Annotated in this window: 13 protein-coding genes; 9 read left to right on the top strand and 4 right to left on the bottom strand. The window is 60.7% G+C overall.

Going from position 1 to position 17,596, the window contains the following annotated elements; all coding sequences use genetic code 11:
* Positions 1 to 493 precede the first annotated feature (493 nt).
* Entirely contained in the window at positions 494 to 1,291 is a 798-nt protein-coding gene (cysQ, locus tag N2600_RS17305; RefSeq protein ID WP_017965842.1) for a 3'(2'),5'-bisphosphate nucleotidase CysQ, read from the bottom strand.
* Positions 1,292 to 1,831: 540 nt separating this feature from the next.
* Here cysQ and N2600_RS17300 point away from each other — a divergent pair.
* The 7 genes from N2600_RS17300 (at position 1,832) to N2600_RS17270 (ending at position 8,472) form a co-directional block, all read left to right on the top strand.
* Complete coding sequence (locus N2600_RS17300; protein ID WP_170261673.1) at positions 1,832 to 2,734, top strand: branched-chain amino acid ABC transporter permease; 903 nt, start codon at positions 1,832 to 1,834, stop codon at positions 2,732 to 2,734.
* A 4-nt stretch (positions 2,735 to 2,738) separates the two neighbouring features.
* Complete coding sequence (gene livM / locus N2600_RS17295; RefSeq protein ID WP_017965840.1) at positions 2,739 to 4,130, top strand: high-affinity branched-chain amino acid ABC transporter permease LivM; 1,392 nt, start codon at positions 2,739 to 2,741, stop codon at positions 4,128 to 4,130.
* Positions 4,130 to 5,005: an ABC transporter ATP-binding protein gene (locus tag N2600_RS17290; RefSeq protein ID WP_020486146.1), complete on the top strand. Its 876-nt coding sequence runs from the start codon at positions 4,130 to 4,132 to the stop codon at positions 5,003 to 5,005. Before livM ends, N2600_RS17290 begins: the two co-directional genes overlap by 1 nt.
* Complete coding sequence (locus N2600_RS17285; RefSeq protein ID WP_017965838.1) at positions 5,005 to 5,748, top strand: ABC transporter ATP-binding protein; 744 nt, start codon at positions 5,005 to 5,007, stop codon at positions 5,746 to 5,748. Before N2600_RS17290 ends, N2600_RS17285 begins: the two co-directional genes overlap by 1 nt.
* A 19-nt stretch (positions 5,749 to 5,767) precedes the next feature.
* The gene (locus N2600_RS17280) at positions 5,768 to 6,121 is read left to right on the top strand and encodes a DUF6867 family protein (protein WP_017965837.1); all 354 of its coding nucleotides are present in this window, start codon (positions 5,768 to 5,770) and stop codon (positions 6,119 to 6,121) included.
* A gap of 120 nt (positions 6,122 to 6,241) precedes the next feature.
* On the top strand, positions 6,242 to 7,363 hold the full coding sequence (locus tag N2600_RS17275; protein ID WP_162117950.1) for a branched-chain amino acid ABC transporter substrate-binding protein: 1,122 nt from the start codon (positions 6,242 to 6,244) through the stop codon (positions 7,361 to 7,363).
* Positions 7,364 to 7,500: 137 nt separating this feature from the next.
* Positions 7,501 to 8,472, top strand: coding sequence for a 2-hydroxyacid dehydrogenase (locus N2600_RS17270; protein WP_260296899.1), 972 nt, complete (start codon positions 7,501 to 7,503; stop codon positions 8,470 to 8,472).
* Positions 8,473 to 8,484: 12 nt separating this feature from the next.
* On the opposite strand, the gene N2600_RS17265 is transcribed toward N2600_RS17270, so the two are convergent.
* From N2600_RS17265 to N2600_RS17255, 3 genes are all read right to left on the bottom strand, one after another.
* Positions 8,485 to 9,430 (bottom strand): IS630 family transposase gene (locus tag N2600_RS17265; protein WP_222282285.1). Its coding sequence is split into 2 segments (ribosomal slippage): positions 8,485 to 9,090 and positions 9,092 to 9,430, totalling 945 coding nucleotides; the frame shifts between segments, so codons are not numbered across the junction.
* Between the two features lie 230 nt (positions 9,431 to 9,660).
* A complete protein-coding gene (locus N2600_RS17260; protein WP_260109280.1) occupies positions 9,661 to 10,581 on the bottom strand; it encodes a response regulator transcription factor in 921 nt (306 codons plus the stop codon).
* Positions 10,574 to 13,960 (bottom strand): hybrid sensor histidine kinase/response regulator, encoded by a 3,387-nt coding sequence (locus tag N2600_RS17255; RefSeq protein ID WP_260296898.1) that lies wholly within the window; start codon positions 13,958 to 13,960, stop codon positions 10,574 to 10,576. Before N2600_RS17255 ends, N2600_RS17260 begins: the two co-directional genes overlap by 8 nt.
* A 179-nt stretch (positions 13,961 to 14,139) precedes the next feature.
* On the opposite strand from N2600_RS17255, the gene N2600_RS17250 reads away from it, so the two are divergent.
* Together N2600_RS17250 and urtA are read left to right on the top strand one after the other, a co-directional pair.
* A complete protein-coding gene (locus N2600_RS17250) occupies positions 14,140 to 16,044 on the top strand; it encodes an acid phosphatase (protein WP_260296897.1) in 1,905 nt (634 codons plus the stop codon).
* A gap of 194 nt (positions 16,045 to 16,238) precedes the next feature.
* A complete protein-coding gene (gene urtA / locus N2600_RS17245) occupies positions 16,239 to 17,531 on the top strand; it encodes an urea ABC transporter substrate-binding protein (RefSeq protein WP_260296895.1) in 1,293 nt (430 codons plus the stop codon).
* Positions 17,532 to 17,596: the final 65 nt, after the last annotated feature.

Genomic DNA, 17,596 nt, shown 5'->3' with positions numbered 1-17,596 from the left:
GCAACAAATCTTTCGCACTTGCGTTAAGTTGAGGCAAGCTCATGATATTTCGTTAATAATTGGAATTTTGTCAAAGTTTTTAGGCCTTTGGCAGGGGTTCACCGGGGGTTGGCGACGTGCTGTTTCGACACGTGCACCGGGTCTCTTAAGCATATTTCTTAACGGAACACGCGGCGAAATTTTTCGGATGAAGATATCGAGCACTGTCGAAGGCGTGCTGAAATGTGACAAAACCAAGGCAGGATTGTTGGCGCGCGGCGTCTTGAAAAGATGCAGGGCAACGGATTCGCCGCCGAATCGCTCAATGAGGGCCGATAACGCGAATCACTTCACAGCTGGAAAGGGAATCGTGGACGCGCTTTAAGGAGGGACGCTTGCTCAGTTGAGGCGCGCACGCCGGAGGCCGGTCGCGGATTGTCGCGACAGGTCTGAGCTCATGGTTACGATGCAGAGAATCGCGCCGCTTGCCGGTCTTCAGCGATCCTGAGGATGGTCACGCCGGTTCGAGGATGCGTTTCCTGCCGCCCCAGGAGATGAAGTTCGGGTTGGCGAAGTCGAAATCGGCCGCCTTTCCCGTCTTGCCGTAGGTCAGCGGCATTCCGTCCAGCGTCACCGTCGAACCGCCGGCGGCGCGCAGCACCGCATCGCCGGCCGCGGTGTCCCATTCCATCGTGCGGGTAAAGCGCGGATAGACGTCGGCCTTTCCCTCGGCCAGCAGGCAGAATTTCAGCGAGGAGCCGATATTGGTGCATTTGAAGATCGCGTGGTCGGCGAGAAAGCTTCCGGTCTCGGGGCTGTTGTGGCGAAGGCTTGCAAGCGCCAGCCTGTCGGCGGGCTGTTCGCGCACAGTGATTGTGCTGCGAGCGCCAACTGCGAAATCGTCCGTGACGACGAGCTTTTCGGCGTGGCCGCGTTCTCCCGAAAAGGCAAGCCCGAGCGCTGGCGCGTAGACAATGCCCGCCACCGGGGCGCCGTTCTCGATATAGGCGATGTTGACGGTGAATTCCTGCCGCCCGTCGACGAACTCGCGCGTGCCGTCGAGAGGGTCGACCAGGAAGAAGCCACGGCCGGCAATGTCGGGCACCTTGCCGGCGGCAACCGATTCTTCCGCCACGACGGGTATTTCGGGATAATCTCTGGCGAGATGAGCGAGGATGATGCGTTCGGCTTCCTCATCGGCGACCGTGACCGGACTTGCATCCGCCTTCATAGCGACGGGGAAGCCTTCGCGCAGGATCGTGATGATGGCCCTGCCGGCTTCGAGCGCCGCCTTTTCAAATGTCCTCAGCATTGTCCTTTTGCCGTTCGCCACGCGGCGAGCACCCATTGTCGCTCGTCCGCAAACCCCCTGTCACAACCAGATACTCAAGTTTATATGGTGTTCCCCGTCGTGCCCCGCATCCCTCAATGCACAGTCAGATGATGCTACCATAAGTTTTCAGCCTTGTCAGACGAAGATCGGGCATCGCTCGTGAAATGACATTCGTCAAAGAGGCTGCCGTGGGGTCTGAATTTGCTCCATCTTCCAATTCTGTGGAATAGCTTACGCGGCACGCGGAGCAAGAAATCGACGGCGATATCTCCGGATGGTTAATCCAGTGGCAGTTTCTGGCTAAAAATAGGCCCTGCTCTGCCGTTTTTCTGTGGATTTTGGTTCAAAACGCGCCATCTAGCCCTGTTCTGACAAGAATCTGTCGGAGTAAATCCTTTTTGTCTTCACATTTCCAACGAAACCGCTATGCATTCGGCCTATGAGGTTCTCTGAAACGGAGAACTGAAGAACCAAAAAGAGATGCAGCGTGTTTCGCTCGCATCCAGGGGAAAACGACATATGGAGTATTTCGTCCAGCAGCTCTTAAACGGGCTGACGCTCGGATCCATCTATGGCCTTGTGGCTATTGGCTATACGATGGTTTACGGCATTATCGGCATGATCAATTTCGCCCATGGCGACATCTTCATGCTCGGTGGTTTCGCCGCTCTTATCGTCTTCCTCGTCCTCACATCCATCTTCGCAGGTCTCCCGGTGGCAGTTCTGCTGTTGGCGATGCTTGTCGTCGCGATGTTGATGACGAGTTTGTGGAATTGGACGATCGAGCGCGTCGCATACCGTCCCCTGCGCGGTTCCTTCCGCCTGGCGCCGCTGATTACCGCGATCGGCATGTCGATCACGCTGTCCAACTTCATCCAGGTGACGCAGGGTCCACGCAACAAGCCGATTCCGCCGATGGTGAGCTCGGTCTACCAGTTCGGCAACATCTCGGTGTCGCTGAAGCAGATCATCATCATCTTGATCACGGCGGTGCTGCTGACGATCTTCTGGTACATCGTCAATCGCACCGCACTCGGCCGTGCCCAGCGCGCCACTGAGCAGGATCGCAAGATGGCGGCGCTGCTCGGCGTCAACGTCGACCAGACGATCTCGATCACTTTCGTTATGGGTGCGGCACTCGCAGCCGTCGCCGGCACGATGTACCTGATGTATTATGGCGTCGCCTCTTTTAACGACGGCTTCACGCCTGGTGTGAAGGCCTTCACGGCAGCCGTTCTCGGCGGTATCGGTTCGTTACCCGGCGCCGTCTTCGGCGGCCTGCTTATCGGCCTTATCGAGTCGCTGTGGTCGGCATACTTCACCATCGCCTACAAGGACGTCGCGACCTTTGCGATCCTGGCTTTCGTGTTGATCTTCAAGCCGACCGGCATCCTCGGGCGGCCGGAAGTCGAGAAGGTATAACGTCATGGCAAAAATCGAAAATTCTGCAGGCAAGCCCGATGCCGGACTTGTCCGCAAAGGCCTTACCGAAGCTCTTTTCGCCGCAGTCCTGTCGTTCGGCATGTTCGTTCTCTATGTCGGCCTCAAGACCGACCAGAACATCAGCAACGAACTGATCATTGTCCAGCGCTGGGGCCTGCTTGCGATCTTCGTCGCGATCGCCGCCATCGGCCGCTTCGCCACGGTGGTTTTCCTGCGGCCGCATCTCGACAGCCGCAAGCTGGCAAAGGCGAGACACGGCGAACTCGACATCTCAACCGAGAAGAGCTTCTTCCACCGGCATTTCCTGAAGATCGCGCTGATCGCGCTGCTGCTTTATCCTATGGTGGTGGTGGCGATCAAAGGCCCTCAGGGCTCGCTGACATATGTCGACAATTTCGGCATCCAGATCTTGATCTATGTGATGCTGGCCTGGGGGCTGAACATCGTCGTCGGCCTCGCCGGCCTGCTCGACCTCGGCTATGTCGCCTTCTATGCCGTCGGCGCTTATTCCTACGCGCTGCTTTCGACCTATTTCGGCCTGTCCTTCTGGATGCTATTGCCGCTTTCGGGCATGTTCGCGGCACTCTGGGGCGTCATTCTCGGCTTCCCGGTGCTGCGCCTACGCGGCGATTACCTCGCCATCGTGACGCTTGCCTTCGGTGAAATCATTCGTCTCGTCCTCATCAACTGGACTCAAGTGACGAAGGGCACCTTCGGTATCTCGAGCATCCCGAAGGCAACACTCTTCGGCATTCCCTTCGATGCGACGGCCGGCGGCTTTGCCAAGCTCTTTCACCTGCCGATCTCCTCGGCCTATTACAAGATCTTCCTCTTTTACCTGATCCTGGCGCTCTGCATGCTGACCGCCTATGTCACCATCCGCCTGCGCCGCATGCCGATCGGACGCGCCTGGGAAGCCTTGCGCGAAGACGAGATCGCCTGCCGTTCCCTCGGCATCAATACGGTGACGACCAAGCTCACCGCCTTTGCGACGGGCGCGATGTTTGCCGGTTTCGCCGGCTCGTTCTTCGCCGCCCGCCAGGGCTTCGTTTCGCCGGAATCCTTCGTCTTCCTGGAATCGGCCGTCATTCTGGCCATCGTCGTTCTCGGCGGCATGGGCTCGCTGACCGGCATCGCGATCGCCGCCATCGTCATGGTCGGCGGCACCGAGTTGTTGCGCAGCATGGGCTTCCTAAAACTGATCTTCGGACCCGATTTTACGCCCGAACTCTACCGCATGTTGATCTTCGGCCTCGCCATGGTCGTCGTCATGCTGTTCAAGCCGCGCGGCTTCGTCGGCTCGCGTGAGCCGACAGCCTTCCTCAGAGCGCGCAAGGCGATATCCGGAAGCTTCATCAAGGAGGGCCATGGTTGATGAGCCCTGTAAAGAATACGATGTCTGACGACACTCTTCTCAAGGTCGAGCACCTGTCGATGAAGTTCGGCGGCCTGATGGCCATCAACGACTTCTCCTTCGAAGCCAAGCGCGGCGATATCACCGCGCTGATCGGGCCGAACGGCGCCGGCAAGACCACTGTCTTCAACTGCATCACCGGCTTCTACAAGCCGACGATGGGCATGATCACGTTCAACCAGAAGAGCGGCAAGCAATATCTGCTCGAGCGTCTTCCGGACTTTCGCATCACCAGGGAAGCCAAGGTCGCACGCACCTTCCAGAACATCCGGCTGTTCTCCGGCCTGACCGTTCTCGAAAACCTGCTGGTTGCCCAGCACAACAAGCTGATGAAGGCATCGGGTTATACGATCCTCGGCCTTATCGGTGTCGGCCCCTATAGGCGGGAAGCGGCCGCTGCAATCGAGCTCGCCCGTTTTTGGCTCGAGAAGGCCGACCTGATCGACCGCGCCGACGACCCGGCCGGCGACCTGCCCTATGGCGCCCAGCGGCGTCTCGAAATTGCCCGCGCCATGTGTACCGGTCCGGAGCTGCTTTGCCTGGACGAGCCGGCTGCCGGCCTCAACCCACGGGAATCGGCAACGCTCAACGCGCTGCTGAAGAGCATTCGCGCCGAAACAGGAACGTCGATCCTGCTGATCGAGCACGACATGTCGGTGGTCATGGAAATCTCCGACCACGTCGTCGTCCTCGAATATGGTCAGAAGATTTCCGATGGCACGCCGGATCACGTGAAGAACGATCCGAGGGTCATCGCGGCCTATCTTGGCGTCGAGGATGAAGAAGTGGAAGAGGTGATCGCAGCCGTCGAGCAGCTCGAAGGAGGCGCAAACTGATGGGCGATGAAGTAATGACGGGTCAACCGCTCCTTCAGGTGAATAGCGTCGAAACCTATTACGGCAATATCCGGGCGCTGGCCGGCGTCGATGTCCACGTCAACAAGGGCGAGATCGTCAGCCTGATAGGCGCCAATGGCGCCGGCAAGTCGACACTGATGATGACGATCTGCGGCAGCCCGCAGGCCCGCATCGGTTCGGTGGTCTTCGAGGGCCGCGACATCACCCGCATGCCGACGCATGAAATCGCCCGTCTACGCATTGCACAGTCGCCGGAAGGCCGCCGCATCTTCCCGCGCATGACGGTTCTGGAAAATCTTCAGATGGGCGCCGGCCTCGACAATCTGAAACACTTCGCCGAAGACGTCGAGAAGATCTTCACGCTCTTCCCGCGGCTCAAGGAACGTCACGCCCAGCGGGGCGGAACGCTTTCGGGTGGTGAGCAACAGATGCTGTCGATCGGCCGCGCGCTGATGGCGCGCCCGAAGCTGCTGCTTCTCGATGAACCCTCGCTCGGTCTTGCGCCGCTGATCGTCAAGGGCATCTTCGAGGCGATCAAGAAGCTCAACGAGGCGGAGGGGCTGACCGTTTTCCTCGTCGAGCAGAACGCGTTCGCCGCCCTCAGGCTTTCTCATCGCGCCTACGTGATGGTGAACGGCAAGGTGACGATGAGCGGCTCCGGCAAGGAGCTTCTTGCCAATCCCGAGGTTCGCGCCGCCTATCTCGAAGGCGGAAGACACTAGGTCGAAAGGAGAGTTTGACATGCAGGGACTTTTCTTCGAAGCGGATGCCGGCTCCCTTGTGGCGATCCGTGTCATCGTCTTGCTCTTAGGCTTCTGGACGGCATGGCGCGCCGGCAAAGCGGTTGCCGAAGGCTGGGCCGACTATCCGTTGGTCATCGTCTATACATTCCTGCTCGCCTGGGCGATGCAGTTCCTGCATCATGCCCTGTTCAATGGCCCGATGCTCAGCGCCTTCTACTATATCCTCGACTTCGTGACCCTGCTGGTGTTCTCTACGGCCGGCTTCCGCTACCGCCGCACCAATCAGATGGTTAACAACTATTACTGGCTGTACGAAAAAACTTCCGCGTTTTCGTGGAAGGACAAACATTGACAGTCCGTTGAAACTAGGCATGAATTGCCTTCCGAGTGGAACAGCTTTCCTGGCGCAGTCAATGGTGGGTAGTGCGCTGGGCCTTGGACCGGAACCCGCCCAAAAATTGGGAGTAATAATATGAAAAAGTCTCTTCTGTCGGCAGTGGCTCTGACGGCGATGCTCGCCTTCAGCGGCAACGCGTGGGCCGACGTTCTCATCGCTGTCGCTGGTCCGCTGACTGGCCCGAACGCTGCGTTCGGCGCTCAGCTCCAGAAGGGTGCGGAGCAGGCGGTCGCCGACATCAACGCGGCTGGCGGCATCAACGGCGAGCAGATCAAGATCGAACTCGGCGACGACGTCTCCGACCCGAAGCAGGGCATCTCGGTCGCCAACAAGTTCGCTGCTGACGGCGTCAAGTTCGTCATCGGCCACTTCAACTCGGGCGTTTCGATCCCGGCTTCGGAAGTCTATGCCGAAAACGGCATCCTCGAAATCACCCCGGCCGCGACGAACCCGACCTTCACGGAACGGGGCCTCTGGAACACGTTCCGCACCTGCGGCCGTGACGACCAGCAGGGTGCCATCGCCGGCAAATACCTTGCCGATCACTTCAAGGACGCCAAGATCGCTGTCGTTCACGACAAGACCCCCTACGGTCAGGGCCTTGCCGACGAAACCAAGAAGGCTATGAATGCCGCCGGCGTCACGGAAGTCATATACGAAGGCATCAACGTCGGCGACAAGGACTTCTCGGCCCTCATCGCCAAGATGAAGGAAGCTGGCGTCTCGATCATCTATTGGGGTGGTCTGCACACCGAAGCTGGTCTCATCATCCGCCAGGCGGCTGACCAGGGTCTGAAGGCGACGCTGGTTTCGGGCGACGGTATCGTTTCGAACGAACTGGCCTCGATTGCTGGTGACGCCGTCGCCGGTACGCTGAACACCTTCGGCCCCGATCCGACAGCGAACCCTGCGAACAAGGAACTCGTCGAAAAGTTCAAGGCCGCTGGTTTCAATCCGGAAGCCTACACGCTCTATTCCTACGCTGCGATGCAGACGATCGCCGGGGCCGCCAAGGCTGCCGGTTCGCTGGATCCTGAGGCTGTTGCCAAGGCCATGAAGGAAAAAGGCCCGTTCCCGACCGTTCTCGGCGACATTTCGTTCGACGAAAAGGGCGACCCGAAGATCCCTGGCTACATCATGTACGAATGGAAGAAGGGTCCGGACGGCAAGTACAGCTACTTCCCGCAGGGCATGTAAGCCTCGCTCCCTTTTATGAGATAAGATTATCGAAGCCCGGTTCTCCGACCGGGCTTCTTTCTTTTCGCGGACGTTTCAATTTTCGCCTGGCTGGTCTAACTCTTGGCATCGTTTTGAAGCATTGAGCGGAACCCTCCATGTCCAAACCCCGCATTCTCGTCACCCGGCGCTGGCCAGCCTCGGTGGAAACTGTCCTTGCCGAACGTTTCGATGTGACGTTCAATCGTGACGATATTCCGCTCGGCGAAAGCGAGATGCGGCTGGCGCTCTCGACCTATGATGCCGTATTGCCGACGGTTTCCGATCGGTTGCCGGCCGCCGTCTTTGACGGTGTGCCTGTCGTCACCAAGATCCTCGGCAATTTCGGGGTCGGCTACAATCACATCGATATATCAGCCGCCAGGGCGAGGGGCATTGCGGTGACGAATACGCCGGGCGTGCTGACCGACTGCACGGCCGATATCGCCATGCTGCTGCTGCTCTCCATTGCCCGGCGCGGCGGTGAGGGCGAGCGGCAGGTACGCGCTGGTGAATGGAAGGGCTGGTGCCCGACGCATATGGTCGGCACCAAGGTGACCGGGAAGACGGTCGGCATTATCGGTTTCGGCCGTATCGGCAAGGCCTTCGCGCAACGCTGCCATTTCGGCTTCGGCATGGATGTGGTGTTCTTCAACCGTTCGCCGATCGATCCGGCGGAGGCGGCGCGTTACGGCGCGCGGCAGCTGGCGACGATCGAGGCCGTGCTGGCGGTGGCCGATTTTGTCTCGCTGCATTGCCCAGGTGGAGCAGAGAACCGACACCTGATGAATGCGGCGCGGCTTGCGGCGATGAAGCCGGGCGCCTTTCTCATCAATACGGCGCGTGGCGACGTGGTGGATGAGGCGGCGCTGATTGCAGCGCTCAAGGCGGGCAAGATCCGCGGCGCCGGGCTTGACGTCTACGAGGCGGAACCTGATGTGCCGGAGGCACTGCGGCGGATGGAGAACGTCGTGGTACTGCCGCATCTCGGCAGTGCTACGGAAGAGACGCGGACCGCCATGGGCATGAAGGTGGTTGACAACGTGACGGCGTTTTTCGAGGGCAGGGATGCGCCGGATCGGGTGGTTTAGAGCGGGATTGTTTTATGTCCGTTCATATCCGGCTTCCTTGAAGTAGTTTTGGCACTCTTTCGGCGAGACGGTTTGAAGGGTGGCTGCCAGCGCGTCGTCGATGGCCTGTCGGGTTCGAGCCTGCGCCTTGCGCAGCTCGTGCTTGATCTTGGCGAAGAGTTTTTCGATCGGATTGAGATCGGGGGAATACTGCGGCAGGAAGAACAATCTGGCGCCGGCCTTGCGGATGGCGGCACGGATAGCGCCGGCCTTGTGCGAGCCGAGATTATCCATGACGACGATGTCGCCGGGTTTGAGCTCCGGTACCAGCACCCTCTCGACATAGATGCGAAAGCGTTCGCCATTGATCGGGCCGTCGATGATCCACGGTGCGCTGACGCGGTCGGCCCTGAGGGCTGCGACAAAAGTCATGGTATTCCAGTGGCCGAAGGGCGCATGGCCCAACAGCCGTTCGCCGCGCGGCGCCCAGCCCCTGAGCGGCGTCATATTCGTCTTCGTCCAGGTTTCGTCGATAAAGACAAGGCGAGATGGATCGATGCGATGGCGATGCTTCAGCCAGCGCGCCCGCCGGGCGGCAACATCGGGCCGCTCGCGCTCGCTGGCGACCAACGTCTTTTTTATAACTCAGCCCTTCCTCATGCACGAAGGTCCGGACGGCGCTGTAATCCACTTTCAGGCCGCGCTCTCCGAGTTCCGCCACCAACCCGCGCAAGGTGAACGCCTGCATGTGGCAGCGATCGATCAACCAGACCCGATGTTTACCTGAGATCGCCCGTGGCTTGTGCCCGCCCATCTGGCCGGGAGCCGCGCTGCCCGTCTCACGCAAGCGCCGGACCCAGTCGATCGCGGTGCTGATGCCAATGCCGAAGCGCTTTGCCGCCGCTCGACACGACAGGCCCTCGCGCGTTACTGCGCCAACAACGCGTTCCCGAAGATCATCCGAAAAAGGTTTCGCCATCCAGACCGGCCTCCTGCACCGGCCAGAATGGTGAATCTGATTTGCACCAGAAAGGGAATCCCTGTTCCGATTCCGACTAAAACAATCCCGCTCTAGCGCCTGGAGTATGATGCCGAAAAGTGTGAGCGGTTTTCGGACGACATCATGCTCTCACCATTTAATTTAGAACAGGATCCAGATTTTAGGCCGAACAGAGCTAAGATCATGCTGTTCCAGCCTCCAACACCATCTCATATCTCGTAGAGCACATGCGTGGCTTTCACGGCGGCCGAGGCCCGGTTCTCGACGCCGAGCTTCACGTAAATCTGTTCGAGGTGCTTGTTTACCGTCCGCGCCGACAGTCCCAATATTTCGCCGATGTCGCGGTTGGCCTTGCCCTTGGCGATCCAGAGCAACACTTCGGATTCGCGCTGGGTAAGCGAAAAGCGCTGGCGCAGCACCTCGTCGTCGCTGCGCTGATTGGCGGCAGTGAGGCGGAAGAGATATTCGTCAGGGCCGATTGCGCCCAGGAAGGCGAGCTGCAGCGCCGCCTGGCCGGCATGGGCGATCGAGATGATGCCGTCGCGCACCGCCGCGACCCGGTCGCGCATCCAGCCGGCGATATGGCGGACGACGATTTCCATGCCGTCGTCGCTGCCCATGGCGGCATTGACCAGCCGTGTCGCCTGCGGCGTTGACCAGTGGATGGCGCCGTCGCCCTTGACTGCCAGCAGATGGCGGCCAGCTGCGTCCAGCGCAATGCGGGCGCTTTGGGCCGAGCGAGCGTTGCGCAAATGGACACGGATGCGGGCGCGCAGTTCGTCGATGTTGATCGGCTTGCTGAGATAATCGACGCCGCCGGATTCCAGCGCGTGCACAACATGCTCGGTCTCGGTCAAGCCCGTCATGAAGATGACAGGTACCTGCGCCGCCGCGGCGTTCGCCTTCAGCCGACGGCAGGTCTCGAAGCCGTCCATGCTCGGCATCACCGCGTCGAGCAGGATGAGATCGGGCGTGATGCGCTCGACGATACCAAGCGCCGCCGTGCCCGACGTGGCGATCAGCACGGAGAAGCCGGATTGTTCGAGTGCGTCGGTCAAAAAGCCGAGTGCTTCGGCCGAGTCGTCGACGAGCAGAACGATGTCACGGGGGAGGGAGGCTGGCTCAGCCAATGGATTCCACCTTTTCGTCGAAGTCGTGCAGGAAGGTCATGAAGCCGGCGAGATCGAAGGCGGCGACATAGGTGCGAAGTTCATCGGTGAATGGCTGATTTGCCTCCATCCTGGCAAGGTCCGAAAGCTTGGCTTCGATGCCTCTGATATAGCCGATCTCGCCGAGCCGCAGCAATTCCTGCACATGGGCAGCACCGGGGCTCAGTATCGGCGCTTCGATCTTAACGGGAACGGCTGGCGCGGCATCGGCATAGATCCACTTCAGGCCAAGATGCAGGGCGAGCTTATCACGGAGTTGGCGGATATCGACCGGCTTGCCGATTGCATCATTGTGGCTGTCGTCGCTGTCGCTGAGAACAGCCGCGTCACCGATATTGGCCGAGAGCATCAGCACTGGCGCCGTCTGGCCGGCCTCACGCAGACGCGAGACGAGCTGCCAGCCGTTCATGCCGGGCATCAGGATATCGACAAGGAAGAGGTCCGGCATAATGCCCTCGATCAGCGTCAGGCATTCGCCGCCGCCCGCTGCCGTCAGCACGATGAAATCGAGCGGCGCCAGGATTTCGCGCATCATCTCGCGATGGTCCTCGTTATCGTCGACGACGACGACCGTCCGACGCGGGCCGTCATAGCTGACAATGCGCTTTTCCTGCGGTGCGGCGGCCACGGCGCGCATGACGGCGGACAACATCAGGCGGACGCGGAAGCTCGAGCCTTCGTCCTTCACGCTCGAAACCGAGATCTCGCCACCCAGCGTGTTGGTCAGAAGCCGGGTGATCGTGAGGCCGAGGCCGAGCCCCGGCATTGGCCGCACGCTTTCGGCCTCGCCACGCTGGAAAGGCTCGTAGATGCGGGTCAGGTCTTTCTCACTGATGCCGCGCCCCGTATCGGCGACGGTGAAAGTCGCGACCTGGCTGCGATAGCCGACATCGAAGGTGACGCTACCCTCGTCGGTGAACTTGATGGCGTTCGAGAGCAGGTTGACGAGGATCTGGCGTAGCCGTTTCTCATCGGTGCGAACGAATTGCGGCAAGGCCGGCGAGCGCTCATGGATGAAGACGAGCCCCTTCGCCTGGGCCTGCGGGCGGAACATATCGACGATCTGGTCGAGGAAATCCTGGATGTTGATCTCGTTCGAATAGACCTGCAGGCGGCCGGCCTCGATCTTCGAGATATCGAGCAGGCCGTCGATCAGGCCGGAGAGATGTTCGGCGCTGCGGCGGATGACCTTGATCGAAGATTGGCGCGGCGTCGGGATCGTTTCGTCGCGCTCGAGGATCTGGGCGTAGCCGAGCACGGCGTTCAGCGGTGTGCGCAACTCATGGCTCAAGCCGACGACATAGCGGCTCTTTGCCCGGTTGGCGGCCTCGGCGGTTTCCTTGGCGTTCTGCAAGGCGGCATCGGTCTTCTTGTGGGCGGCGATTTCCTTGAGCAGCAGCGTGTTCTGGCGCGAGGATTCCTCCTCGGCGACGACGCGGCTGTCATGGGCAAGCACATAGAACCAGCAGACGACGCCTGATATCACCGAGAAGACGAAGAAGACGATGAGGATGGTGCGGTTGACGACCTCGGCCGTTTCAGGCGAGGCGGCGGCGACCTGATGGGCGATCATCGCCAGGATGGCGCCGATGGCCGTCAATGCCAGCACGACGGCGACGCCATAGCGGCCGAGGCGTGTCGTCAGCTTCTCGATGATGGTCTGAGGCAGCAGCACCTTGGCGACGGTGCCGACTTGGGCGTTGAAACGGGCGGCCGGCTTGCACATGTCGTGGCAGCGGCTGTCGAGCGAACAGCAGAGCGAGCAGATCGGTGCGGCATAGGCCGGACACCAGGCCATGTCCTCCGGTTCGAAGGGATGTTCGCAGACCGAGCAGGTGATGCTCGTCAGGTTCTTCCAGCTGTGGCGTGGCTTGCGGGCGAGATAGAACTTGCCTTTGGTCGCCCAGGCGATGACAGGCGAGGCGATCAATGCGACGACGAGGGTGATATAGGGCGCGAGCGAGGCGGCAATATCGCCGAAGGCGCCGAAATGAGCGATCAGCGATACGGCCGCCGACAACGTCATGGCGCCGAGGCCGACGGGGTTGATGTCGTAGAGATGGGCGCGCTTGAACTCGATACCCGGGGGAGCAAGGCCCAGCGGCTTGTTGATGAAGAGATCAGCGGAGATCGTGCAGAGCCAGGCCATCGCAATGATCGAGAAGATGCCGAGTGTTTCCTCCAGCAGCCGGTAGATGCCGAGTTCCATCAGAAGCAGGGCGATTGCGACGTTGAACACCAGCCAGATGACGCGGCCGGGATGGCTGTGGGTCAGCCGCGAGAAGAAGTTCGACCAGGCGAGCGAGCCGGCATAGGCGTTCATCACGTTGATCTTCAGCTGCGAGACGACGACGAAAGCGGCCATCAACAGCAGCGCGGCATTGTGCCAGGGGACCATGTAGCCGAAGGCGGTCAGATACATTTGCGCCGGGTCGGCGGCGCGATCGAGGGGGACGCCCGAGGTGAAGGTCAGCACGACCAGAAATGAACCGGCAAGCAGCTTCGGCGCGCCGATGATGACCCAGCCGGGCCCGGCGAGAAAGATCGCCAGGCGGTGGCGCCACTTGCGCTGCGGGTCCGGCGGCAGGAAGCGCAGGAAGTCGGCCTGTTCGCCGATCTGCGACATCAGCGCCAGGATGACGGCGGAGGCAGCGCCGAATTCCACCAGATCGAATTCGGCGATGGTGCCGGGCGGACCGGAGGCATGGCGGATGCCGGCGAAGGCGCGCCAGAGATCGAATTTTTCCCAGTCCGACAAGGCGATGAAGATCAAGGGAAGGATATTCAGCACGATCCAAAAGGGCTGGGTCATCAGCTGGAACTTGCTGATCAGCCGCACGCCGTGCGTCACCAGCGGGATTACCATGACGGCGCTGATGATGTAGCCGATCCAGAGCGGGATGCCGAGGGTGAGCTCCAGCGCGCCGGACATGATCGATGCCTCGATCGCAAACAGCATGAAGGTGAAGCTCGCATAGATCAGCGAGGTGATAGTCGAGCCGATATAGCCGAAGCCCGCGCCACGCGTCAGAAGATCGATGTCGACGCCGTGGCGGATGGCGTAGCGGCTGATCGGCAGGCCGATCGCCAGCATGGCGACCGAGGCGACGATAATGGCGTAAAAGGCGTTGGTCGTGCCGTAGGAAAGAGTGATCGCGCCGCCGATCGCCTCCAGCGCCAGAAAGGAGATCGCGCCGATCGCCGTCTGCGAGATCCGCTGCGAGGAGAAATGGCGAGCGCTCTTTGCGGTGAAGCGCAACGCGTAATCTTCCAGCGTCTGGTTGGCGACCCAGCGATTGTATTCGCGTCTCACCGGAATGATGCGTTGGCGCGCTGCCATGTCTTCCTTTCCGGCATTCCGGTTGGGCTCATCGTCTCTCCGGCAGTTTTGGCGGGATGGTTGGGAAAGGCAAGAGGCGGGCACCGACAGGTTCACAGAATGGCAATATTTTTGCAATTGATCTGTCACATGAGAGCTCTAACTCTCCCGGCGTTCGTTCAAACATTTCGGGTATCACCATGTCTGTTTTAAGCCTTTGCCGCCTGAGCACCGCCCTCGTCTGCCTTCTTTCCATCGTGCCATCACTTGCCAGCGCCGAGCAGGCGACGGCGGCGAAAGCGCCTTATGCGCAGGCCGGAAACACCAACAAACGCGGTGACGCCTGCTTCTCGACGGTGGACACCAATGCCGCCGTTCATCTTCTCTCCGGCTTCCTCGAAATCTGGACCCCGCGCACGCCTTTCGTCGATGCGGGTGTCGAAGCCCCGGCCAAGGATAATTGCCCGGCGGTCGCCAAGACGGATTGGGACGGCATTCCGTCCAGCAAGACCGACGGCCATATCGTCAACCAGGCCGTCCATGACGCCAACATCGCCTATGTCGTCAAAGCGACGCGGGCGCGGACGGCCGATCAGGCCGTCGCCGCCTATCTCGACGATCGGCGCGGCAAGAATGCCAGCATCGTCGATGGCCTCGGTCCGCTGACGGATGCCTGGAAGGCCGGCTCGAAGCAGACCACCACGATCACCGAGGTGGCAGCCGATGCGACGACGGTCAAATATGATGACAAGGGCAACAATCGCGGCGCCGGCAGCAAGCCGGACGCGGAAAACAAGATCGACGCCAACCCCGACATGGGACTTGCTATCGACTTCATCAACGCCGCCAGCGGTGACGGCTCGACAGAGCCGGCCAAACGCTATTTCAAATATGCCCGCCCCTACCGCTGGAGCCAGGACGTATCGGTCGTCCCAACGCTGGAGCCGGCCAAGGGCGGCAAGCCGGCCGAGGACGGCGGTTTCCCGAGCGGGCATACGGCGGAAGCCTGGCGGGATGCACTGGCCATGGCCTATCTCGTGCCGCAACGCTTTCAGGAAATGATCACGCGTGCCAGCGAGCTGGGCGAAGACCGCATCCTCGCCGGCATGCATTCTCCTCTCGACGTGATAGGCGGCCGCATGCTCGGCACAGCTACGGTCGTCTACAATCTGAACAACGCCGACAATGCCGCGCTGAAGAGCGATGCCTACGCCCAAGCGCAGTCATGGCTCGTCGCCAAGTCAGGCGTTGCGGATGCGGGTGCACTCGAGGTTGCGGCCCATGCAGCACCGTTGGCCGCAGACCGTTTCGCCGATCATGACGCCAATCGCGCCTACGTGCTGCAGCGCTTGAGCTACGGCCTGCCGACGATCCATGCGACCGATCAGCCGGCGCGCGTGCCGCAGGGCGCCGAAGCGCTTCTCGAAACGCGTCTGCCCTATCTGGGCGGCGAGCAGCGCCGCGCCGTGCTGAAGTCGACGGAGATCGCCTCCGGCTACCCGCTGCTCGACGATGCGGAAGGTTACGGCCGTCTCAACCTCTTTGCGGCGGCCGACGGTTACGGTGCGTTCGAACAGGACGTGACCGTGACGATGGACGCGGCAAAGGGCGGTTTCAATTCGATCGACACCTGGCGGAACGACATCACCGGCAATGGCAGGCTGGTGAAGCACGGCAGCGGCATTCTCGAGCTGTCGGGCGCCAACAGCTATACCGGCGGTACCGTGCTGGAAGAGGGCGCACTGATGGCCCTATCGCCGTCGGCCTTCGGTACAGGCGGCCTGACGGCCGACCGCGGTTCGCTCGTTCTGGCGGCGGAAAAGCCCGTGACCGTCGGCGGCGACTATCAGCAGCTTGCCACGGCCGTGTTGAAGCCGAGGCTAGGCGCGAACGGCGAGGGTACGCTGATCGTCCATGGCAAGGCGGTGCTGGCCGGCGAGCTCGATGTGACGCTTGCCGACGGGTTTGTCCCGACGCCCGGAACGAAGATCGAGATCCTGAAGGCGAGCGTCGTGACTGGCGCCCTCGAAAAGCTGACCGTCGCAGGCCATAGGGCGAGCCTCTCTTACGGTCCCACGTCGATCGTCTTGACGATCGACGGATAATTCCTCCCAGAGAATCGACAGGGCATCTCCCGCGGTGGGGGATGCCACCTCTCCCGGCCTGCTGCCTGTTTGCCCCCGGCGCCTACGTCAATCGACGTATGTGTTTTCGCGCTGCAGCACCCGATAGTTCTTTAAGCAACAGTTAATCTCCGTTTCCGGTCTGTTGCGGAACAAGAAGAGGGGAGTTCAACCAGATGAATCTCAAATCCACTATTACGGGCGCAGCGCTCGGCGCCATCATGGCGGCGTCGGCTGCCTTCGGCGGTGCAGTTGCCGCCGACGACACGATCAAGGTCGGCATTCTACACTCGCTCTCCGGCACCATGGCCATTTCCGAGACCACGCTCAAGGACGCCATGCTGATGCTCATCGACGAGCAGAACAAGAAGGGCGGCCTTCTCGGCAAGAAGCTCGAGGCCGTCGTCGTCGACCCGGCTTCCGACTGGCCGCTGTTTGCCGAAAAGGCACGCGAGCTGATCCAGAAGGACAAGGTTGCCGCCGTCTTCGGTTGCTGGACGTCCTCGTCGCGCAAGTCCGTTCTGCCGGTTTTCGAAGAGACCAACTCGATCCTCTTCTACCCGGTCCAGTATGAAGGCGAAGAGTCCTCGCGCAACATCTTCTACACCGGTGCTGCTCCGAACCAGCAGGCCATTCCTGCTGTCGACTACCTGATGGAAAAAGAAGGCGTCAAGCGCTTCGTTCTCGAAGGTACGGACTACGTTTATCCGCGCACGACCAACAAGATTCTCGAGGCATACCTGATTTCGAAGGGTATTCCGAAAGAAGACATCATGACCAACTACACGCCGTTCGGCTTCTCCGACTGGCAGACCGAAGTTTCCAAGATCAAGGAATTCGGTTCGGCCGGCAAGAAGACCGCGGTTGTCTCTACGATCAACGGCGATGCCAACGTTCCGTTCTACAAGGAACTGGGCAACAAGGGCATCAAGGCAACAGACATCCCCGTCGTCGCCTTCTCGGTCGGCGAAGAAGAACTTGCCGGCCTCGACACCAAGCCGCTCGTCGGCCACCTCGCTGCCTGGAACTACTTCGAGTCGGTCGAAAGCCCAGCCAACAAGAAGTTCATCAAGGAATGGCACGCTTTCACCAAGAACGACAAGCGCGTGACGAACGACCCGATGGAAGCTGCGTATATCGGCTTCAATGCATGGGTTAAGGCCGTCCAGGCTGCCGGCACGACCGATACCGACAAGGTTCTCGACACCATCATCGGCGTCAGCGTTCCGAACCTCTCCGGCGGTTATGCGACCGTCATGCCGAACCACCACATCACCAAGCCGGTGCTGATCGGTGAAATCCAGGCCGACGGCCAGTTCGAAATCGTCCAGCAGACACCCGCCGTCGTCGGCGACGAATGGTCAGATTTCCTGCCTGACTCCAAGGATCTGATCTCCGATTGGCGCAAGCCGATGTCCTGCGGCAACTTCAACGTCGCTACCGGCAAGTGCGGTGGCAAGGGCTCCTGAGTACGACCCCGATCCGATGACTGCCTGAAGGATTCCGTCCGGGTTTGTTCCCGGGCGGAAGCTCC

Source organism: Rhizobium sp. WSM1274, assembly GCF_025200775.1.
In the GTDB taxonomy this organism is placed as follows: Bacteria; Pseudomonadota; Alphaproteobacteria; order Rhizobiales; family Rhizobiaceae; genus Rhizobium; species Rhizobium leguminosarum_I.
Note: the sequence above shows the minus strand (reverse complement) of the source record. Positions and strands in the feature narration are given on the sequence as shown.